At 61.1% G+C, this 21,046-nt stretch carries 22 protein-coding genes and 1 tRNA gene; 16 read left to right on the forward strand and 7 right to left on the reverse strand.

Going from position 1 to position 21,046, the window contains the following annotated elements; all coding sequences use genetic code 11:
* Position 1 precedes the first annotated feature (1 nt).
* The 5 genes from M1D78_RS12145 to M1D78_RS12165 all read left to right on the forward strand — a co-directional run bounded on the left by M1D78_RS12145 (position 2) and on the right by M1D78_RS12165 (position 5,689).
* A complete protein-coding gene (locus M1D78_RS12145; RefSeq protein ID WP_437422760.1) occupies positions 2 to 1,603 on the forward strand; it encodes an ABC transporter substrate-binding protein in 1,602 nt (533 codons plus the stop codon).
* Positions 1,604 to 1,705: 102 nt separating this feature from the next.
* Complete coding sequence (locus tag M1D78_RS12150) at positions 1,706 to 2,716, forward strand: ABC transporter permease subunit (protein ID WP_437422759.1); 1,011 nt, start codon at positions 1,706 to 1,708, stop codon at positions 2,714 to 2,716.
* A 10-nt stretch (positions 2,717 to 2,726) separates the two neighbouring features.
* Positions 2,727 to 3,638 carry an ABC transporter permease subunit gene (locus M1D78_RS12155; protein ID WP_437422758.1) on the forward strand — a complete coding sequence of 304 codons (912 nt, stop codon included), beginning with the start codon at positions 2,727 to 2,729 and terminating at the stop codon, positions 3,636 to 3,638.
* 40 nt (positions 3,639 to 3,678) lie between these two features.
* Positions 3,679 to 4,707 (forward strand): ABC transporter ATP-binding protein, encoded by a 1,029-nt coding sequence (locus M1D78_RS12160; protein ID WP_437422757.1) that lies wholly within the window; start codon positions 3,679 to 3,681, stop codon positions 4,705 to 4,707.
* Positions 4,697 to 5,689, forward strand: a complete 993-nt coding sequence (locus M1D78_RS12165; RefSeq protein ID WP_437422756.1) for a peptide ABC transporter ATP-binding protein — start codon at positions 4,697 to 4,699, stop codon at positions 5,687 to 5,689. The genes M1D78_RS12160 and M1D78_RS12165 overlap by 11 nt, the downstream gene beginning before the upstream one ends.
* 99 nt (positions 5,690 to 5,788) lie before the next feature.
* Here the strand turns inward: M1D78_RS12165 and M1D78_RS12170 are convergent.
* Positions 5,789 to 5,878: transfer RNA gene (locus M1D78_RS12170), tRNA-Ser, on the reverse strand.
* Positions 5,879 to 6,007: 129 nt separating this feature from the next.
* On the opposite strand from M1D78_RS12170, the gene M1D78_RS12175 reads away from it, so the two are divergent.
* From M1D78_RS12175 to M1D78_RS12205, 7 genes are all read left to right on the forward strand, one after another.
* Entirely contained in the window at positions 6,008 to 6,676 is a 669-nt protein-coding gene (locus M1D78_RS12175; RefSeq protein ID WP_437422755.1) for a Bax inhibitor-1/YccA family protein, read from the forward strand.
* 89 nt (positions 6,677 to 6,765) lie between these two features.
* Positions 6,766 to 7,158, forward strand: a complete 393-nt coding sequence (gene tusD / locus M1D78_RS12180) for a sulfurtransferase complex subunit TusD (protein ID WP_437422754.1) — start codon at positions 6,766 to 6,768, stop codon at positions 7,156 to 7,158.
* Positions 7,158 to 7,517 (forward strand): sulfurtransferase complex subunit TusC, encoded by a 360-nt coding sequence (gene tusC, locus M1D78_RS12185; RefSeq protein WP_437422753.1) that lies wholly within the window; start codon positions 7,158 to 7,160, stop codon positions 7,515 to 7,517. The genes tusD and tusC overlap by 1 nt, the downstream gene beginning before the upstream one ends.
* Entirely contained in the window at positions 7,517 to 7,819 is a 303-nt protein-coding gene (gene tusB, locus M1D78_RS12190; RefSeq protein ID WP_437422752.1) for a sulfurtransferase complex subunit TusB, read from the forward strand. Before tusC ends, tusB begins: the two co-directional genes overlap by 1 nt.
* Positions 7,816 to 8,151 carry a TusE/DsrC/DsvC family sulfur relay protein gene (locus M1D78_RS12195; RefSeq protein WP_437422751.1) on the forward strand — a complete coding sequence of 112 codons (336 nt, stop codon included), beginning with the start codon at positions 7,816 to 7,818 and terminating at the stop codon, positions 8,149 to 8,151. The genes tusB and M1D78_RS12195 overlap by 4 nt, the downstream gene beginning before the upstream one ends.
* Positions 8,148 to 9,128: a glycosyl transferase family protein gene (locus M1D78_RS12200; RefSeq protein WP_437422750.1), complete on the forward strand. Its 981-nt coding sequence runs from the start codon at positions 8,148 to 8,150 to the stop codon at positions 9,126 to 9,128. The genes M1D78_RS12195 and M1D78_RS12200 overlap by 4 nt, the downstream gene beginning before the upstream one ends.
* A gap of 87 nt (positions 9,129 to 9,215) precedes the next feature.
* Complete coding sequence (locus M1D78_RS12205) at positions 9,216 to 10,214, forward strand: glutathione S-transferase family protein (protein ID WP_437422749.1); 999 nt, start codon at positions 9,216 to 9,218, stop codon at positions 10,212 to 10,214.
* A 22-nt stretch (positions 10,215 to 10,236) separates the two neighbouring features.
* Here M1D78_RS12205 and cysG read toward each other — a convergent pair whose 3' ends face one another.
* The 6 genes from cysG to ftsK form a co-directional block, all read right to left on the reverse strand.
* Positions 10,237 to 11,631: a siroheme synthase CysG gene (gene cysG / locus M1D78_RS12210; protein WP_437422748.1), complete on the reverse strand. Its 1,395-nt coding sequence runs from the start codon at positions 11,629 to 11,631 to the stop codon at positions 10,237 to 10,239.
* 205 nt (positions 11,632 to 11,836) lie between these two features.
* Entirely contained in the window at positions 11,837 to 13,120 is a 1,284-nt protein-coding gene (serS, locus tag M1D78_RS12215) for a serine--tRNA ligase (RefSeq protein ID WP_437422747.1), read from the reverse strand.
* 75 nt (positions 13,121 to 13,195) lie between these two features.
* Positions 13,196 to 13,570: a fluoride efflux transporter CrcB gene (gene crcB / locus M1D78_RS12220; protein WP_437422746.1), complete on the reverse strand. Its 375-nt coding sequence runs from the start codon at positions 13,568 to 13,570 to the stop codon at positions 13,196 to 13,198.
* Positions 13,567 to 14,892 (reverse strand): replication-associated recombination protein A, encoded by a 1,326-nt coding sequence (locus tag M1D78_RS12225; protein ID WP_437422745.1) that lies wholly within the window; start codon positions 14,890 to 14,892, stop codon positions 13,567 to 13,569. The genes crcB and M1D78_RS12225 overlap by 4 nt, the downstream gene beginning before the upstream one ends.
* Positions 14,893 to 14,958: 66 nt before the next feature.
* Positions 14,959 to 15,582 carry an outer membrane lipoprotein chaperone LolA gene (gene lolA / locus M1D78_RS12230; RefSeq protein ID WP_437422744.1) on the reverse strand — a complete coding sequence of 208 codons (624 nt, stop codon included), beginning with the start codon at positions 15,580 to 15,582 and terminating at the stop codon, positions 14,959 to 14,961.
* Between the two features lie 15 nt (positions 15,583 to 15,597).
* Positions 15,598 to 18,051: a DNA translocase FtsK gene (ftsK, locus tag M1D78_RS12235; RefSeq protein ID WP_437422837.1), complete on the reverse strand. Its 2,454-nt coding sequence runs from the start codon at positions 18,049 to 18,051 to the stop codon at positions 15,598 to 15,600.
* 161 nt (positions 18,052 to 18,212) lie between these two features.
* Between ftsK and trxB the strand changes: the two genes are divergently transcribed.
* The 4 genes from trxB to infA all read left to right on the forward strand — a co-directional run bounded on the left by trxB (position 18,213) and on the right by infA (position 20,961).
* On the forward strand, positions 18,213 to 19,160 hold the full coding sequence (trxB, locus tag M1D78_RS12240) for a thioredoxin-disulfide reductase (protein WP_437422743.1): 948 nt from the start codon (positions 18,213 to 18,215) through the stop codon (positions 19,158 to 19,160).
* Between the two features lie 43 nt (positions 19,161 to 19,203).
* Complete coding sequence (aat, locus tag M1D78_RS12245) at positions 19,204 to 19,884, forward strand: leucyl/phenylalanyl-tRNA--protein transferase (RefSeq protein ID WP_437422742.1); 681 nt, start codon at positions 19,204 to 19,206, stop codon at positions 19,882 to 19,884.
* A 52-nt stretch (positions 19,885 to 19,936) separates the two neighbouring features.
* A complete protein-coding gene (locus tag M1D78_RS12250; protein WP_437422741.1) occupies positions 19,937 to 20,644 on the forward strand; it encodes an arginyltransferase in 708 nt (235 codons plus the stop codon).
* 98 nt (positions 20,645 to 20,742) lie between these two features.
* Positions 20,743 to 20,961, forward strand: a complete 219-nt coding sequence (gene infA / locus M1D78_RS12255) for a translation initiation factor IF-1 (protein WP_002553999.1) — start codon at positions 20,743 to 20,745, stop codon at positions 20,959 to 20,961.
* Positions 20,962 to 21,046 lie beyond the last annotated feature (85 nt).

Below are 21,046 nucleotides of genomic sequence, written 5' to 3' on the forward strand. Positions count from 1 at the left end.
CATGCGAAACAACACGTCCATCCGGGCCCTGCTCGCCGCGGGTCTGCTCGTCGCTTCTCCCTTGGGCTTCGCCGCCAGCAACCTGGTCTACTGCTCAGAGGGCAGCCCAGCTGGCTTCGACCCGGGTCAGTACACCACTGGAACGGATTTCGACGCGGCTTCCGAAACCGTGTTCAATCGCCTCGCCCAGTTCGAACGCGGCGGCACCCGCGCGCTGCCGGCGCTTGCCACCAAATGGGATGTCAGCGAAGACGGCCTGACCTACACCTTCCATCTGCGCCCCGGCGTTAAATTCCACGCCACGGACTATTTCAAGCCAACCCGCGAATTCAACGCTGACGATGTGGTCTTCACCTTCGAGCGCATGCTCGACAAGGATCATCCCTTCCGCAAGGCATACCCCAGCGAGTTCCCCTACTTCACCGACATGGGGATGGACAAGAACATTGCCCGCATCGAAAAAGTCGACGACCTGACCGTACGCTTCGTACTCAACCATGTCGACGCAGCCTTCATTCAGAATCTGGCGATGAACTTCGCTGCGATTCATTCGGCTGAGTACGCCGACCAGTTGCTCGCCGAGGGCAAGGCCGAGCAGATCAACCAGAAGCCCATCGGTACCGGCCCGTTCGTATTCGGGCGCTACCAGAAGGACGCGCAGATTCGCTTCAAGGGCAACAAGGACTACTGGAAACCGGAGGACGTGAAGATCGACAACCTGATCTTCGCCATCACCACCGACGCTTCAGTCCGCGCGCAGAAGCTACGTGCCGGTGAATGCCAGATCACCCTCAACCCGCGCCCTGCCGACCTCGAGGCGCTGAAAAAAGACCCCAACCTCGCCGTGCCCAGCCAGCCGGGTTTCAACCTCGGCTACATCGCTTATAACGTCGAGCACGCGCCGCTCGACAAGCTAGAGGTGCGCCAGGCGCTGGACATGGCAGTAGACAAAAAGGCCATCATCGAGGCGGTGTACCAGGGCGCAGGCCAACTCGCGGTCAATGCAATGCCACCGACGCAGTGGTCCTACGACGAGAGCATCAAGGGCACCGAGTACAACCCGGAAAAGGCCCGTGAACTGCTCAAGCAGGCGGGTATAGCTGAAGGCACCGAGATCACCTTGTGGGCGATGCCGGTGCAGCGTCCCTATAACCCCAACGCCAAGCTGATGGCTGAAATGATTCAGTCCGATTGGGGCAAGGTCGGTATCAAGGCCCGCATTGTCAGCTACGAATGGGGTGAGTACATCAAGCGCGGCCACGCCGGCGAGCACGACGCCATGCTGATCGGCTGGACCGGCGACAACGGTGACCCTGACAACTGGCTCAACACCTTGTATGGCTGCGATGCCGTGGAGGGCAACAACTGGTCGAAATGGTGCGATGCCGAGTACGACCAGATCGTCAAACAGGCCAAGCGCATCACCGACCAAGGCGAGCGTACCGAGCTGTACCAGAAGGCTCAGGCGATCCTGCAGGAACAGCTGCCGATCACCCCGATCGCGCATTCCACCGTGTACCAGCCAATGCGCAAGAGCGTGAAGGGCTTCGAGATCAGCCCCTTCGGCCGCAACTCCTTCTATGGCGTGGAAAACCAGCGCTAGGTGACCGGGGCGGGCCCAGTGCCCGCCCCGGGCTATCAGCACCACCGGGACCCGCCACGGCTACGCATCCGCGAAGCCGTTCGACCAGGAGTACGCATTACCATGTTCAGCTTCATCGCGCGCCGTCTGGGCCTGTTGATCCCGACCTTTTTCGGCGTAACCCTGCTCACCTTCGCACTGATCCGCATGATCCCCGGCGACCCTGTCGAGGTGATGATGGGCGAACGCCGGGTCGACCCGGAAATGCACGCCCAGGCAATGGAGCGCCTCGGACTAAACAAACCACTCTACGCGCAGTACCTCGATTACATCGGCAACCTCGCGCAGGGCAACTTGGGCGAATCGTTGCGCACCCGCACCAGCGTCTGGAACGAGTTCACTACGTTGTTTCCCGCGACGCTCGAACTCGCACTGGCGGCTCTGCTCATCGCCGGCACTCTCGGTGTGCTGTTAGGCGTCGTTGCTGCCCTCAAGCGCGGCTCGCTGTTCGATCATGGCGTGATGGGACTTTCCCTGGTCGGCTATTCGATGCCAATTTTCTGGTGGGGGCTGATCCTCATTCTGTTCTTCTCGGTGAGCCTTGGCTGGACACCCGTTTCGGGGCGTATCGACCTGCTCTATGACGTGCCGCCCGTGACTGGCTTCATGCTTATCGACACGCTGCTCAGCGGTGAAGAAGGCGCATTCCTCGATGCCGTGCGCCACATGATCCTGCCTGCCATCGTACTGGCGACCATTCCGCTGGCCGTCATTGCCCGCATGACTCGCTCGGCCATGCTCGAAGTGCTCCGCGAGGATTACGTGCGGACCGCGCGCGCGAAAGGCCTGTCGCCGAATCGGGTGGTATTCGTCCATGGGCTGCGCAACGCGCTCATTCCGGTCCTTACCGTGTTCGGCCTACAGATCGGCACCCTGCTCGCCGGCGCCGTGCTGACCGAAACGATTTTCTCCTGGCCCGGGATCGGCAAGTGGCTGATCGAGTCCATCGGCGCGAGGGATTACCCGGTGGTGCAGAACGGCATTCTGCTTGTCGCCTGCCTGGTCATCCTGGTCAATTTCATCGTCGACATTCTCTACGGGCTGGCCAATCCCCGTATCCGACACCAGCGCTGAGGACGCCGCCATGAGCAGTCTCAAAACACTGCCGGCCGCCGAGCCGACTACCTACTACCCCTCTCCGCTTCGTGAATTCTGGACCGCCTTCAGCCGCAACCGCGGTGCCCTCGTCGGGCTGATCTACATGGGGTTGCTGGTGATCTGTGCCCTCTTCGCCCACTGGTTGGCACCCTACGACCCCACCGAGCAATTTCGTGACTTCCTGATAACCCCCCCGGCTTGGCAGGAAGGCGGCGCCACGCGCTTTCTGCTCGGCACCGATGAGCTGGGTCGTGACATGCTGTCACGCCTGATACATGGCGCACGGCTTTCGCTGCTGATCGGCCTGGCCTCGGTAATCGTCTCGTTGCTACCAGGCATCCTGCTCGGCCTGCTGGCCGGCTTCTCGCCAACCCGGCTCGGCCCTTTCATCATGCGCCTGATGGACATCATGCTGGCGCTGCCATCGTTGCTGCTGGCCGTAGCCATCGTCGCCGTACTTGGCCCCGGGCTGATCAATACCGTGTTCGCCATCGCTATCGTGTCACTGCCTTCCTACGTGCGGCTGACTCGCGCCGCGGTGATGAGCGAACTCAACCGCGACTACGTCACAGCGTCTCGCCTCGCCGGCGCCGGCACCCTGCGGCTGATGTTCGTCTGCGTACTGCCTAACTGCATGGCACCGCTCATCGTACAAGCAACCCTCAGTTTCTCGTCGGCCATCCTTGATGCGGCTGCACTGGGCTTCCTTGGGCTCGGCGTGCAACCGCCAACGCCTGAGTGGGGCACGATGCTGGCATCGGCGCGCGATTACATCGAGCGCGCCTGGTGGGTCGTGTCGCTCCCTGGCCTGGCGATCCTGCTCAGCGTGCTGGCGATCAACCTGCTCGGCGACGGCCTGCGCGATGCGCTGGATCCCAAGCTGAAAAACGCCACATGAGGAGCCCATCCATGCCCCGTAACCCGATGGAGGTGAACCCGTGAGCCTGCTGGATATCCGCAACCTAAGCGTGCGTTTCGGTGACGCGGGCGCACCGCCTGTGGTCGACGGGCTCGACCTCAGGGTCGATCGAGGGGATGTTCTGGCCATCGTCGGCGAATCCGGTTCCGGCAAGTCCGTCACCATGATGGCCCTGATGGGCCTTATCGACCCGCCCGGACGCGTCCAGGCCGACCGCCTGCACTTTGCCGGCCACGACTTGCTTACGCTCAAGGGGCGGCAACGGCGCCGGCTGATCGGCAAGGACCTGGCAATGGTCTTCCAGGACCCGATGACGGCGCTCAATCCCAGCTACACCGTGGGCTTCCAGATCGGCGAAGTGCTGCGCCAGCATCTCGGCCTCAAGGGCAAGGCGGTTCGCCAGCGGGCGCTGGAGCTGCTCGAACGCGTTGAGATTCCCGCCGCGGCCAGCCGCCTCGATGCCTATCCACACCAGCTATCGGGTGGCATGAGCCAGCGTGTCGCGATCGCCATGGCGATCGCGGGCGAGCCGCAACTGCTGATTGCCGACGAACCGACCACCGCGCTCGACGTGACGATCCAGGCGCAGATCATGGACCTGCTGCTCGCTTTGCAGCGCGACCAGGGCATGGCGCTGATCTTGATAACCCATGACTTGGCGGTTGTCGCCGAGACGGCGCAGCGCGTCTGCGTGATGTATGCGGGCCAGGCCGTCGAGACCGGATACGTGCCCGCGCTGTTCGATGCGCCGGCGCATCCCTACACCGAAGCGCTGCTGGCCTCCATTCCAGAACGTTGCACTGGGCATCGCTTGGCGACGCTGCCCGGCATCGTGCCGGGTCGCTACGATCGTCCCTCCGGCTGCCTGCTCTCGCCACGCTGCCCCTATGCGCGCCCGCACTGCGCGGAGCGCCCTTCCCTCGAGCCGTATGAGCGTGGCGAAGTGCGCTGCTTCTATCCACGCAACCTCACGGCCGAGCAAGCACCAGAGGTATTGCCCGACACACAACGTCAACAAACACCGCCAGGAGATCATCATGCCTACTGAGCCAACACAGTGCGTGTTGTCGGCGCGCGACCTCGCGCGCCACTATGAGGTGTCTCGGGGCATGTTCAAGCCACGCGCCACCGTGCGGGCCCTGAACGGCGTTTCCTTCGAACTGAACGCTGGCGAGACGCTTGCCGTGGTCGGTGAATCAGGCTGCGGCAAATCGACCCTGGCCCGCGCCCTGACCCTGATTGAGGAGCCGACGTCAGGGTCGCTGCAAATCGCTGGGCAAGACGTAACCCAGGCTGACGGTGCCCAACGCAAACGCCTACGCCGCGACGTGCAGATGGTCTTCCAGAACCCATACGCCTCGCTGAATCCCCGGCAGAAGATTGGCGACCAGCTGGCCGAGCCGCTGGTAATCAATACTTCACTTTCACGCGCGGAGCGACGCGAGCAGGTACAGGCGATGATGCAGCAGGTGGGCCTGCGCCCGGAGCACTACCAGCGATACCCGCACATGTTCTCCGGTGGCCAGCGCCAACGCATCGCGCTCGCACGGGCGATGATGCTCAAGCCCAAGGTGCTTGTCGCCGACGAACCGACCTCGGCGCTCGACGTATCGATCCAGGCGCAGGTCCTCAATCTGTTCATGGATATACAGGAGCAGTTCCAGGCCGGGTACGTATTCATCTCGCACGACCTGGCGGTGGTGCGGCACGTGGCCGACCAGGTACTGGTCATGTATTTCGGCAGTCCGATGGAAATGGGGCCAGCTGAAGAGGTCTATCGCCGCCCGCTACACCCATACACGCAAGTACTTTTGGCCGCGACACCGAGCTTCGCTGCCGATCGGTCCAACAACAGGCTCAAGGCCAGCGGCGAGCTACCCAGCCCGCTCGATCCGCCGTCTGGCTGCCCATTCAATGGCCGTTGTCCGTATGCGACCGAACGCTGCAGCGCTGAAGTCCCTGCCTTCCGCCCGGTCGACGGTCGGCAGGTTGCCTGTCATTACGCTGAAACCCTGGCCGATCGACACTAAGCCAGCCAGAAGCCAGCCAGCGAGACTGCATGACGGTTATCGGTTTTCAGCCTGCCAGAAACGCGAAAGGCCCCGGAGTACGGGGCCTTTCGCTTGATATGGCGGAGGAGGTGAGATTCGAACTCACGGAAGAGTTTCCCCTTCGACGGTTTTCAAGACCGTTGCATTCAACCGCTCTGCCACTCCTCCGCAGAGAGCGGGCGCCATAGTACCCGAACGAAACACACTGTCAAACACTGTCGTTAGTCCCGATTCAAAGCTCTGCTATGATCCGAGGCAATTCGTCTTCGGGCTGAATTCATCTACAGGAGTGTCGCCATGCTCAAGCAACAGTACGCCGCTACGCATACGCAGGTTGAACAACAGGAAGTCAGCCGCGTTTTGCGCAATACCTATGGCCTGTTGGCCATTACCCTGGGCTTCAGCGCCCTGGTCGCCTATATGGCCATGCAGGCCAATGCGGCCTACCCGAACATCTTCGTCGTGCTGATCGGCTTCTACGGGCTGTTCTTCCTGACCGTGAAGCTGCGCAACTCCGCCTGGGGCCTGCTCTCTACCTTCGCCCTCACCGGCTTCATGGGTTACACGCTGGGCCCGATCCTGAACATGTACCTGGGCACGGCCAACGGCGGTGAGCTGATCGCTTCTGCACTCTCGATGACCGCCCTGGTGTTCTTCGGCTTGTCGGCGTTCGTGCTGATCACCCGCAAGGACATGAGCTTCCTCAGCGGTTTCATCACGGCCGGCTTCTTCGTGCTCCTGGGTGCGATGGTCGCGAGCTTCTTCTTCCAGATCAGCGGCTTGCAATTGGCTATCAGTGCTGGCTTCGTGCTGTTCTCGTCGGTCTGCATCCTCTATCAGACCAGCGCGATCATCCACGGGGGCGAGCGCAACTACATCATGGCCACCATCGGCCTGTACGTGTCGCTGTACAACCTGTTCATCAGCCTGCTCCAGCTGATGGGCATCATGGGCGGCGACGACTGACCGTCGACCATGGGATCAAGCCCGCTTCGGCGGGCTTTTTCGTTTCCACGGCTGGCGTATTATGTCGCCCTGATCTTTTCAGGTGCCTCATGAAATTCGTTATCGCGTTGTTTTCCCCGGCTCACTCACCCGCCTCGCGGCGCGCATTGCGCTTCGCTGACGCGGTGCTTGAAAGTGGCAATGAGATCACCCGGTTATTCCTCTACCAGGACGGCGTACACAGCGCTTCGGCCAATGTCGTGATGCCTCAAGACGAACCGGACCTCGCAGCGCAATGGTCACAGTTCGTCAGCCGACACCGACTCGATGGAGTTGTCTGCATCGCGGCCGGCCTGCGCCGGGGCGTGCTCGACGGGCAAGAAGCCAGTCGTTACGAGCGCGCCGCGGCCAACCTGGCGCCAGGCTGGGAGCTTTCCGGTCTTGGGCAGTTGCATGAAGCCGCGCAACAGGCCGACCGCTTGGTCTGCTTTGGAGGCCATTGATGGCGCGCTCGATGCTCATCATCTCGCGGCAAGCGCCCTGGTCGGGGCCATCGGCTCGTGAGGCGCTCGATCTGGTGCTTGCCGGCGGCGCGTTCGACTTGCCCCTCGGGCTGCTGTTTCTCGACGACGGTGTCTTCCAGCTCGCCCCCGCCCAGCATGCGGCCGCACTACAGCAAAAGGATCTGACGGCCAACCTCCAGGCCTTGCCGATGTTCGGGGTCGAGGCGCTTTATATTGCGCGCAGCAGCCTGCTACAACGCGGACTCGATGCCACGGAGCTGACCTTGCCAGTCGAACCGATCGATGACAGCGACCTCAGCGCCCTCCTCAACCGCTACGACTATGTGATCACGCTCTGATGTCGACCTTGCACCTGATGTCCCACTCGCCCTTCGCCGATGGCCGCCTGGATAGCTGCCTGCGCCTGATCGCACCAGGCGACGCCCTGCTGCTCACCGGCGATGCGGTCCACGCGCTTCTGGCGGGCACCGCACCACGTGCGGCCCTGGAGCAGCTGGACGAGGCCATCGCGCTGTTTGCGCTCGCCGAAGATGTCACCGCGCGCGGCCTCCTCTCGTTACCGGGGAGGGTCGAGGCGATCGACTATGCACGGTTCGTCGAACTCTGCTGCCGCTATGCAAGAACGAACGCCTGGCTATGAATACCCGTCTATTGGATGACACTTCGATTGCTGTCGACAAGGAAGGCTTTCTGGTCGACCTGAACGACTGGAGCGAACCCGTAGCCGTTGCCCTGGCCCATGCCGAAGGCATCGAGCTGAGCGACGCACACTGGGAAATCCTCCATGTGCTGCGAGCCTTTTATGCAGAGTTCCAGCTGTCGCCCGCGACGCGCCCGTTGATCAAATACACCGCGCTTAAACTGGGTGCAGAGAAAGGTAACAGCGTCCACCTGAACCGCCTGTTCAAGGGCACACCGGCCAAGCTCGCCGCCAAGCTTGCAGGGCTGCCGAAACCGAGCAATTGCATATGATCGTCACGCCAGAAGAACATCCCTTTGCCCCATTCGTCCGAATCCTCGGCAAAGGTAAACGCGGCGCTCGCGACCTGACCCGTGATGAGGCCCGTGATGCGATGGGCATGCTCCTCGACGGCAAAACCGAAGATACACAGCTCGGCGCATTCCTAATGTTGCTGCGGCACAAGGAAGAGAGCGCCGCGGAGCTTGCCGGCTTCACCGAAGCGGTTCGCGCACGGCTCGATGCACCAGCGCTCGAGGTCGATATCGACTGGCCCAGCTATGCCGGCAAGAAACGGCATTTGCCCTGGTATCTGTTGGCCGCCAAGTGCCTGGCGCAAAGCGGTATTCGCATCTTCATGCACGGCGGCGGCGCCCACACGGCAGGCCGCCTGTACACAGAGCAACTGCTCGATTTGCTGAACATCCGCCGCTGCGAGACCTGGCCTGAGGTAGGCGAAGCGCTGGCGCAAGAGCGCCTGGCCTTCATGCCGCTTGGAGCCTGGATGCCAGGCCTGCAGCGAATGATCGACCAGCGCAACATTCTCGGACTGCGATCGCCTATCCACTCCTTGGCCCGCACCCTCAATCCGCTGCAGGCTCGTTGCGGACTGCAGAGCATCTTCCACCCCGGTTACCAGGCCAACCATCGCGAAGCCAGCCGGCTGCTCGGTGACAGCGCCATCGTCATCAAGGGTGAAGGCGGCGAGATCGAGGTCAACCCGGACGGCGTCTCTCACCTCTACGGCACCGCGGCAGGCGAAAACTGGGACGAGGACTGGCCGTCGCTGTCACCACAGCGCCACGTCAAGCCGGCCCAGCTCGATCCGCAGCACCTATTGGCCGTGTGGCGTGGGGTCGAAACGGACCAGTACGGCGAACTGGCCGTCATGTCGACCATCGCGCTGGGGCTGCGCGGCCTGGGTGAGCCCCGCGAGGCCGCGTTCGAACATGCCCAACGCTTGTGGCGGCACCGTAACTCATCGAACTGAACGATAGGTAGTACCGGTCATTGCGACCATTCCCGGCGAAGCATCGACCTAAACTTCAAGCATCTAACGAGTCGTGGAGAGATGCAGATGGGGCTTCTGGTCGACGGGCAGTGGCAGGATCGTTGGTACGAGAACAGCCGTGACGGCGAATTTCAGCGCGAGCAAGCGCAGCGCCGAAACTGGGTGACGCGCGATGGCGCTGCCGGGCCGGACGGCCAGGAAGCGGTAAAAGCCGAGACCGGCCGCTTTCACCTTTACGTCTCGCTCGCCTGCCCCTGGGCTCACCGCACGCTTATCTATCGCACGCTCAAACAGCTCGAAACGGCCATAGAGGTATCGGTCGTCAGCTGGCTAATGGGGGAGAACGGCTGGACCTTCGATACGGCTACCGGCTCCAGTGGCGACGCGCTGGATGGGTTGCAGTATCTTCACCGACGCTACACGTCGGACGATCCGGACTACACCGGTCGCGTCACCGTTCCCGTGTTGTGGGATCGTCAGGCAGGGCGCATCGTGAACAACGAGTCCGCCGAAATCATCCGCATCTTCAACGATGCCTTCGACGACATCACAGGCTCGACGCTCGATCTTTATCCTGAACCGTTGCGGCCGGAAATCGACCGGCTCAACGCACGCATCTACCCGGCAGTGAACAACGGCGTGTACCGGGCCGGCTTCGCTTCAAGCCAGAAGGCCTACGAAGCGGCGTTCGACCCGCTGTTCAATGAGCTCGACGAGCTGGAGGCTCAGCTCGGCCGCTCACGCTACTTGTCCGGGGAATACCTGACCGAGGCCGACTGGCGTCTGTTCACCACCCTGGTGCGTTTCGATGCGGTCTATTACGGCCACTTCAAGTGCAACCTGCGACGCATCCAGGATTACCCTAACCTGTCGAATTGGCTGCGAGAGCTTTACCAGTGGCCAGGCGTCGCCGATACCGTCGACCTGATCCACATCAAGCACCACTATTACGCCAGTCATCGGCACATCAATCCGACCGGTGTCGTGCCGCGCGGCCCACATCTGGCGTTCGATGCCCCGCACGACCGTGAGCGCCTGCCCAGTAAGGGCATTTGGCAGCGCTGATCGAAGCAAAAGCCCCTTTGCACTATTGGCGGTGAGCCGCACCCTCGAACCAGGCAAGCTTGTCGCGTAGCTGCACTACCTCGCCCACGATGACCAACGTCGGCGCCTGCACCTGTTCGCTCGCGACCCGGCCAGGCAGGTCCGCCAGGGTTCCAGTGAATACGCGCTGGTTCGACGTGGTGCCCTGCTGGATCAGCGCAATTGGCGTGTCCCCGCAGCGCCCATGTGCAATTAGTTGCTGGCAGATGACCGGAAGGCCGACTAGCCCCATGTAGAACACCAACGTCTGGCTCGGCGCAACGAGCTCGCCCCATGGAAGATCGCAGCTGCCATCCTTGAGATGCCCGGTGACGAAACGAACCGATTGCGCATGGTCCCGGTGAGTCAGTGGAATGCCGGCATACGCTGCGCAGCCGCTGGCAGCCGTGATGCCAGGCACCACCTGGAAGGGCACAGAGTGTGCCGCCAGCTCCTCGATCTCTTCCCCGCCACGTCCGAAGATGAACGGATCGCCGCCCTTGAGACGCAACACCCGCTTGCCCTCCTTTGCCAGGGAAACTAACAGCTGATTGATTTCCTGCTGCGGTACGGCATGTTCGGCGCGGCGCTTGCCCACGTAAACACGATCGGCGTCACGCCGACAGAGATCCAGAATCGCCGGCGCGACTAACCGGTCGTAAAGAACAACATCGGCTTGCTGCATCAGCCGCAGTGCACGAAACGTGAGCAGATCCGGATCGCCCGGCCCCGCGCCAACCAGATAAACCTCGCCCAGCGTTCTAGGCAAGGCGCCGGCGAGCTTGTCCTCGAGCATGTGCTCGGCTTCTTGCATTTGGCCGGCCAGCGCGCGTTCGGCCACTGGGCCGTCGAACACCTCCTCCCAGAAAACGCGGCGCTGTTGTACGTCCGGCAGGCTTGCCTTGACCTGGGCGCGAAAACGCTTGGCCAGGCCGGCCAGTTGCCCATAGACCGCGGGGATCCAGGTTTCGATACGCGCGCGAATCAGCCGTGCCAGCACGGGCGCATCACCACCGCTGGAGACGGCAATCACCAACGGAGAGCGGTCGACAATGGCGGGAAAGATCACACTGCAGAGCTGAGGAGAATCGACCACATTGACTGGCAGGCTGCGTGACCGGGCTTCCTGGGAAACCCGCGCATTGAGCGCCTCGTCATCGGTCGCGGCGATGGCAAGCACGCAACCATCCAAATCGTTGGTGGCGTAGCCCCGCCTGAGAAGGCGACCACCGCCCCCCTCCACCAGCGCGGCCAGTTGAGGCTCGATCTCCGGAGCGACCACACGCAGCACCGCTCCGGCTTCACTGAGCAGGCGGGCCTTGCGCAGCGCAATTTCTCCGCCGCCGACCACCAGCACGGTCTGGCGCTTGAGGTTATGAAACAGCGGCAGAAAATCCATAGCGAATCCTGTAAACGGGGGTTGGGGCATCACAGCGTCAAACGCCCGCCACGCCCTTGTCGGCAATCAAGGTTGCCGATCTTCGAATCGGCGCGCCTTCAGTGGTCACTCTCGATCCGCATCTCGCCGGTCAGCCAGGTGAGCGGAGCAGCAAACCTGGCAAATCGGGCAGCCTAGCCAATCGGCCAGAAACACATATGTCCAATCAACCGCCGATTACTTCTATGCCGCCCATGTAGGGCTTGAGTACGGCTGGAACCCGAATGGAACCGTCCGCTAGCTGGTAGTTCTCAAGAACGGCAACCAGCGTGCGGCCGACGGCCAGCCCTGAACCATTGAGCGTATGGACGAGCTCGGGCTTGCCCGTTTCAGGGTTGCGGTAGCGCGCCTGCATGCGCCGTGCCTGAAAGTCTCCACAGTTCGAGCAGGACGAAATCTCGCGGTACTTGTCCTGACTGGGTACCCAGACCTCAAGATCATAGGTTTTGGTCGCACCGAACCCCATGTCGCCAGTGCACAGTGCAAGCACCCGATAGGGAAGCTCCAGCGCCTTCAGGACAGCCTCGGCATTGGCCGTGAGGCTTTCCAGGGCTTCGAAGGAGGCACCGGGCTCGACGATCTGCACCATTTCAACTTTGTCGAATTGGTGTTGGCGGATCATGCCCCGGGTGTCGCGACCGGACGCGCCCGCCTCGCTTCGGAAACAGGGCGTATGCGCGACGAACTTGAGCGGGAGCTGTTTCGCATCGAGAATTTCGCCGGCCACGATGTTGGTCAGCGACACTTCGGCAGTCGGGATCAGATAGAGATCGGCTTCATTCTCACGGCTGATTTTGAATAGATCTTCTTCGAACTTCGGCAACTGGCCGGTTCCCTGCAACGCAGGCGCCTGCACCAGATACGGTGTATACGCTTCTTCGTAGCCATGCTCGCGGGTATGCAGGTCGAGCATGAACTGCGCCAGCGCGCGATGCAGGCGTGCAATCGGTCCGCGCATCAAGGCGAAACGGGCACCGGATAGCTTGACGGCCGTCTCGAAATCCAGCCAACCGTGCTGCTCGCCAAGGGCGACATGATCCTTGACGGGGAATTCAAAGGCTTTTGGCTCACCCCAGCGGCGCACCTCAAGGTTGTCGTCTTCGTCTTTGCCTACCGGCACGGATTCATGCGGAAGATTGGGCAGGCTGAGCATCAGCTGGTCCAACTCGTTCTGGATGGCGTCCAGTTCGACCTTGCCCGCCTCTAGCTCGGACCCCATCCGGTCGACATCGGCTAGAAGCGGCGCGATGTCTTCGCCACGCTGCTTTGCCTGCCCGATGGACTTGGAACGGGCGTTGCGCTCGGCCTGCAGCTGCTCGGTACGGGTCTGGACGGTCTTGCGCTGTGCTTCCAGCGCCTCGATACGCGCCACGTCCAACTGGTAGCCGCGAGTAGCCAACCGTTCGGCGACGTCGTGCAGCTGGGTACGGAGCAGTTTCGAATCAAGCATGGTGAGTCTCGTCTGTGAAAGCTTCGATAGGAATTGGCGCAGCGGTTGCGGAGTTTACTTCGATAGCGGCCAGGTTCATAACCTGCCAAGCGCGAGCCCGGCCCAGGCAGCCAGCAGCCCCCCGATTACGCTGACACCGACGTAAGCGACGGCCGTCGCTGCCTGCCCGCTCTCGAACAAGCGCAGGCCATCGAGGGAGAAACTGGAGAACGTCGTCAGCGCGCCGAGCAATCCGACCATCAGGCCGTTACGCAACTCTGGCGACCATTCCGGACGCAGTAGGAAAGTGGCGTAGAGGTAGCCGATGGCGAGGCAACCGACTAGGTTGACTGCCAGCGTCGCAAGGTAGAAATGCCGCGGCCAGCTCGATGCGACCCAAGTCGACACACCAAAGCGGATCAGCGTACCCAGCACACCGCCAGCGACGACTGCGAGCCACATGCGCATCATGGTTTCCTCCGCTGACGTGGGCTCTCGCGATCCAGACGGGCCAGATGATCGAGCTTGTCGCGAATTTTAGCTTCGAGTCCACGCGGGGCGGGCTGATAGTAGCGCCGCGGCTCGACCGCATCCGGGAAATAATCCTCTCCTGCGGCATAGGCATCGGGTTCGTCGTGGGCATAGCGATAGCCATCGCCATAGCCCAAATCCTTCATCAGGCGGGTCGGAGCGTTGCGAAGATGCAACGGCACTTCGGCGGAGCCGTTCTCGGCCACATCACGCCTGGCCGCGTTGAAGGCGCTGTAAACCGCGTTGCTCTTTGGCGCACATGCCAGGTAGATGATTGCCTGCGCGACGGCGAGCTCGCCCTCGGGGCTGCCGAGCCGCTCCTGCACGTCCCACGCCGAGAGGCAAAGGCCAAGCGCGCGAGGGTCAGCGTTACCGACCTCCTCGCTTGCCATGCGCACCACGCGGCGCGCGATGTAGAGCGGATCGCAACCGCCGTCCAGCATGCGTGCGAACCAGTACAGCGACGCATCGGGATTGGAGCCCCGCACGGATTTGTGCAGGGCTGAAATCTGGTCATAAAAGGCTTCGCCACCCTTGTCGAAGCGACGGCGGCTGTCACCCAGGAGATCCTGCAGCAGTTCGGCGCTGATCTCACCGCCTTCTTCGGCAAGATCCGACGCGTTCTCCAACAGATTAAGCAGGCGACGCCCGTCACCATCCGCGGCGGCAAGTAGCATCTGGAAGCTATCTTCCGGAAGACTCAGGCCCAGCTCGCCGAGTCCCCGTGGCTCGCTGAGGGCACGATGGACCAGCTTGCGCATTGCTGCCTCGTCCAGGCTCTTGAGCACGTAGACGCGCGCCCTCGATAAAAGCGCATTGTTGAGTTCGAACGAGGGGTTTTCGGTAGTCGCCCCGATGAAAATCAGCGTGCCGTCTTCGACATAGGGCAGGAAGGCGTCCTGTTGGGACTTGTTGAACCGATGCACCTCATCCACGAACAAGATGGTGCGGCGCCCGTACTGAGCGGCCTGTTGCTTGGCGACCTCGACGGCGTGGCGGATCTCCTTGACACCCGCAAGTACGGCCGAGACGGTTTCGAAATGCGCATCGGATACCTTGGCCAGCAGCTTGGCCAGGGTCGTCTTGCCAACCCCGGGCGGCCCCCAGAAAACCATCGAATGCAGCGCACCCTGCTCCAGCGCTTCACGGAGCGGCTTGCCCCGCGCCAGCAAGTGCTCCTGTCCGACGTAGTCGTCGAGACAGGTAGCACGCAGGCGCGCGGCTAGGGGTTGCGCGACGGGTTCGTGGCTGAACAGGTCCATGAGCGGCCTATGTATGATGCAAACGGCCTGCACAGAGCAGGCCGTATGGGTTGCGAAGGAGCACGATCACTCGGTGATCACATCGGTCCCTTCAGGTATCTCGAACTTGAACTGGTCGGCCTTGATCGGCGCATTCAGCTCGACGCCCTGGAACAGGATATTGGTGCGCTGGCCCACGCCATCGACAAGCTGCATGTCATTGATCACACCGTCACGGAAGGACAATCGCAAGTTATCGAAGAGCGTGTCCTTAGCTTTTGGCGTAAGCGTGAAATCGACCACGCCACCCGCCTCCTTGTGGCTGACATCGAAATTCTCGCTGATGGCCGAAACGTCGCCCGACAATAACAACGCCGGGGTGTGGGTCAAACGCTGATCAAGGGTCTGGATAGTGACCTGCTCAAGATCTGGGTCGTACAGCCAAACCTTCTTGCCGTCGGATACGAGTAACTGCTCCATCGGCTCGTCAGTATGCCAGCGGAACTGGCCCGGACGCTTCAGTGCCATCTCGCCGGAGGTTTCCTGAAGCTGTGTACCGCTGCCATCGAGCGAAAGCTGGGAAAACCGGCCTGTCAGCGTCTCGGCTTTTTGTAGCAGTTCGGTCAAGCGCTTGGTCGACGCCTGGTCGGCATGAGCCGGAGCCAGCGTAAACAGCAAGGCGGACGCAACAAACAAGCGAATCAATTGCATAAGACCTCGGTGCGATTAGTCGCGCATGGGCGGCGGAGCGATTACTTCCCGCGAGCCGTTGGTATTCATGGAAGTCACGACGCCGGCCATCTCCATCGCCTCGATCATGCGGGCCGCACGGTTGTAGCCGATCTTGAGCTTGCGCTGCACAGCAGAAATCGACGCGCGACGGCTTTCGGTCACGAAGCGCACAGCCTCGTCGTACAGCGGATCCTCTTCACTGCCCTCACCGCTGCCGCTTTCACCGCCACCATCGAAGCCGCTGCCAGACTCTTCAGCTCCCGCCAGGATTTCCTCAATGTAGTCAGGCGCGCCTCTCGCCTTCCATGCCTCGACGACGCGATGCACTTCATCGTCGGAGACGAATGCGCCGTGAACACGGATCGGCAGGCCTGTACCCGGTGGTAGGTAGAGCATGTCACCGTGGCCGAGCAACTGCTCGGCGCCGCCCTGGTCAAGGATCGTTCGTGAATCGATCTTGCTCGATACCTGGAAAGCCATGCGCGTCGGAATGTTGGCCTTGATCAGGCCGGTAATGACGTCGACCGATGGACGCTGCGTCGCCAGGATGAGGTGAATACCAGCAGCACGGGCCTTCTGCGCGATCCGCGCAATGAGTTCTTCGACCTTTTTACCGACGATCATCATCATGTCGGCAAACTCATCGACGATTACAACGATGGTTGGCAGCTTCTTCAGCAGCGGCGCCTCGTCGTCCATGCTTTCGCGCCGGTACAACGGATCGGTCAGAGGGGTGCCCGCCTCCTCGGCCTCTTTGACCTTGCGGTTGAATCCCGCGAGGTTACGGACGCCCATGGCCGCCATCAGCTTGTAACGGCGCTCCATCTCGGCGACGCTCCAACGCAACGCGTTGGCCGCCTCTTTCATGTCGGTCACGACCGGGCAAAGCAGGTGCGGAATGCCCTCATAGATCGAGAGCTCGAGCATCTTTGGATCGATCATGATCAGCCGCGCGTCGTCCGGCGTGGATTTGAACAGGATCGACAGAATCATGGCATTGACGCCTACCGACTTACCCGAGCCGGTGGTGCCGGCAACGAGTAAGTGCGGCATCTTCGCCAGATCGGCGATGACGGGCTTGCCACCAATATCGTGGCCCAGCGCAATGGTGACGGGTGACTTGGCGTCGTCGTAGGGTGCAGATGACAGGACTTCGGAGAAGCGCACGATTTGCCGGTCTTCGTTCGGAATCTCGATACCGACCGTGGTCTTGCCCGGTATGACCTCGACGACGCGAACGCTGATGACGGCCAACGAACGAGCCAGGTCTTTCGCCAGGTTGGAGATGCGGCTTACCTTCACCCCTGCCGCCGGCTGGATTTCGAACCGGGTAATGACAGGCCCCGGATGGACGGATTCCACGATCACTTCGACGCCGAATTCCTTCAGCTTGATCTCGAGTAGACGCGACATGGCCTCGAGCGATTCGGGCGAGTACTGCTTCTGCTGCTTTTCCGCGACATCCAGCAAGGACAGCGGTGGCAGACTGCCCTCGATAAGCGGATCGACGAACAGGTTCGCCTGCTTTTCCTTCAGAACACGCTTGCTCTGCTCGACCGGTTTTGGAGGAGGCGCTGGAGGAATGACCGGCGCCGGGCGCTTCTCCCGCTCACTCATGTGTTTGTTAAGCGACTCCTCGCGCTCCAGCAACCGCTCCTTGACACGCGACCGCTCACGCTGATCCGACAGTGACCCAGCGACTTCGTTGACGACCTCATCGGCTTGTCGAAGCTGCGCAACGACTTGCTTGCGCTCGTTCCGTGCCGCCCACCAGCGAGCAAAAAAGCTCTGGATCAACTCGACCAGATCGAGCGTGATCTTGCCCGTAAGGTCCATCACTTTGAACCAGGACAGGTCCGTGAAGACCGTCAGCCCAAACAGGAAGAAAGCCAGCAATAACAAGGTACTGCCTTGGACGTTGAGCGCAGCCTCGGCCAATTGACCGAGGCTTTCACCCAACGCGCCACCCGCGGAGGCCGGCAGGTTATTGGCAAACTGGAAATGAATGTAAGCAAGCGCCGAACCCGATAGGACGAGGAACACCAATCCAATGAGCCGCCAGGAAAATAGCCAGCCATTCCACGTCCACGGTTGATGCCGCGCACGGAACACTTGCAAGGTTTTGATGGCGAGCAACAGCGGAAAGAGGTACGCAAAATAGCCGAGCACCATGAACAGGACGTCCGCGAACCAGGCCCCTGCGCGGCCCGCCGCGTTCTGAACGTGCTGCACATTACTGGTGTGGGTCCAGCCCGGATCGGAGGGATCGTAAGTCAGCAGCGCCATCCAGAGGTAGGCGCACAGTGCGCCAAGCGCGATCAAGGCGCCTTCCTTGAGACGGTAATGCAGTTGCTGACGCCAGACGGAAGCTGGCGCGGTAGATGAGGAATTCTTCAAAACGCTTAATTTCCTGCGCCAGCGGCGCGATCTATGAACCGTATCAGCCAGAACCTGGGCATTGTACGGGTTTGTCGACAGGAAGACATGCCGGTTCCGTGCCGGCTTGGTCTTTTCTGGATGCTTCGGTGTAGCATAAACGCCAGATTTTTCAGCGGGCCTCGACTAGAGCACGCTTCCCTATTGGCAACAAAGACTTATGAGGGCTTTTTATGAACGAAGTCAAGCATTCGCGGCTGATCATCCTCGGCTCGGGCCCGGCCGGGTATACGGCTGCGGTCTATGCGGCCCGTGCGAACCTCAAGCCACTCATGATCACGGGCATTCAGCCGGGCGGCCAACTCACCACTACGACCGAGGTCGACAACTGGCCCGGCGACGTCGAGGGTCTGACCGGCCCCGCGCTGATGGAGCGCATGCAGAAGCACGCCGAGCGCTTCGACACTGAGATCGTCTTCGATCACATCCATACTGCTGATCTTCAACAGCGGCCATTCACGCTGAAGGGCGATAGCGGCGTCTACACCTGCGATGCTCTGATCATCGCCACTGGCGCATCCGCCCAGTACTTGGGCCTCCCGTCCGAGGAAGCCTTTGCCGGCCGAGGTGTTTCTGCATGTGCGACCTGTGACGGCTTCTTCTACCGTAACCAGGTGGTCGCGGTTATCGGCGGCGGCAACACGGCTGTCGAGGAAGCACTGTATCTCTCCAACATCGCCAAGGAAGTCCACCTGGTCCACCGCCGCGACAAGCTGCGCTCGGAGAAAATCCTGCAAGACAAGATCATGGACAAGGCGGCAAGTGGGAACATTCGCCTTCACTGGAACCACACATTGGAGGAAGTGTTGGGCGACGCCAGCGGCGTCACAGGCATACGCCTCAAGAGCACCCTATCGGGCGAGGAGAATACTCTCGACTTGGCGGGTGTCTTCATCGCTATCGGCCACAAACCCAACACCGATCTTTTCCAGGGTCAGCTCGAGATGAAAGATGGCTACCTAAAGGTACGCGGCGGCGGTGAGGGCGACGCAACCTGCACCAGCATTCCGGGCGTTTTTGCCGCAGGCGATGTGGCTGATCATGTCTATCGCCAGGCAATCACCTCGGCGGGGGCAGGCTGCATGGCTGCGCTCGATGCGGAAAAGTATCTCGACCTATGAAGCAGTGAGCGGGCCCTGCCCGCTCCTTTTCGAGCCCTAGCGAATGCTGACATGGTTGCAGCGAGACGATTTGTCCTTCCCCCCCTTGGAAAAGGCCATGCGAGAACCGAACGGCTTGCTAGCTGCCGGCGGCGACCTGTCACCCGCGCGCCTTGTAGCCGCGTATCGGCACGGCTGTTTTCCTTGGTACCAGGATGGGCAACCGATCCTGTGGTGGTCACCAGACCCCCGCACCGTCCTTTTCCCCACTGAACTGCATGTATCGCGCAGCCTGCGCAAGACACTTCGCAAGGGCGATTTCTTGGTAACCCTGGACCGCGCATTCAGCGACGTGATACGCCAATGCGCAGCGCCGCGCGCATATGCCGATGGCACCTGGATCACCTCTGCCATGCAGGCCGCCTACCTCGAGCTGCATGAGCGAGGCCTGGCCCACTCTGTAGAGGTTTGGCAGGAAGAACGGCTGGTCGGCGGCCTCTATGGCCTGGCTATGGGTCAACTATTCTTCGGTGAATCGATGTTCAGCCATACGACCGATGCATCCAAAGTGGGCTTCGTGACATTGGTGGAACGTCTTCAAGACTGGGGATTCAAAATGATGGACTGCCAGATGCACACGCAACACCTAGCCAATTTCGGCGCTCGCTCGATACCTCGCACCGTATTCGCCGAGGCCCTGGCTCGGTACTTGGATGCGCCCAGCTCACCCCGATGGGATTCCTAGTAGAGGGCGCGAGGCTGACCTAAACTGAGTGCATGTTTCCCGAGAGTTGACCATGACTTCACTGGCTCGCCTCAAGTTCTATGCCACGCAACCGCATGCGTGCAGCTACCTGCCCGATGAACAGGCTACGACTCTTTTTCTCGACCCGAGCCAGCCCATGGACGTCCAGGTTTATGCGGAGCTGTCAGAGATTGGCTTCCGGCGCAGCGGCGACCACCTGTACCGCCCTCACTGCCAGCGGTGTACTGCATGCATACCGGCGCGCATCCCGGCCGAGGGCATTCAGCTCAATCGCCAGCAGAAGCGCATACTAAAGCGGAACGCCGACCTCACTGTTACTGCGACGCGCCCGGCGTTCACCGAAGAGTATTACGCGCTATACGCAACTTATATCGAGCAACGCCATGCCGATGGCGACATGTACCCGCCTAGCAGAGATCAATTTCATACGTTTCTCGTACGGGACCTTCCCTTTTCGCGCTTCTATGAGTTCCGCCTTCAGGGACGGCTGCTGGCACTCGCGGTGACCGATGTGCTGCCGAATGGGTTGTCTGCCGTCTACACCTTCTACGATCCACGAGAAGAACGTCGCAGCCTGGGCCGCTTAGCCATTCTCTGGCAAATCAGTGAAGCGTCCCGGTTGGGCTTGAACGCAGTCTATCTGGGCTACTGGATCAAGAATTGCCGGAAAATGAATTACAAGACCGAATATCGGCCGATCGAACTGTTGGTGAATCAACGCTGGATTGTTCTTAGCTGAACCCTTGGCTCAAGAGGCCCTTTCAGGCACAATGCTTGCCGCTTTTACCCAGGCACCCTGGCGCCGGGTCAATTTTTGAATACCGAGGACTTTACTGAATGTCGAAAGAAGACAGCTTCGAAATGGAAGGTACTGTCGTCGACACCCTGCCTAACACCATGTTTCGTGTGGAGTTGGAAAACGGGCACGTCGTTACTGCGCATATTTCTGGAAAAATGCGCAAGAACTACATCCGGATTCTTACCGGTGACAAGGTTCGCGTGGAACTGACACCGTATGACCTGAGCAAGGGTCGCATCACCTACCGCGCCCGCTAAAGGGTCGCGAGAAGAACGCCCGGTCCGACCGGGCTTTTTTGTGCTCAGAGTTAGTTGCATAGACAAAAAAATGCCCGGGCAAGCC

The sequence above is a fragment of the Pseudomonas sp. SA195 genome, assembly GCF_054131565.1.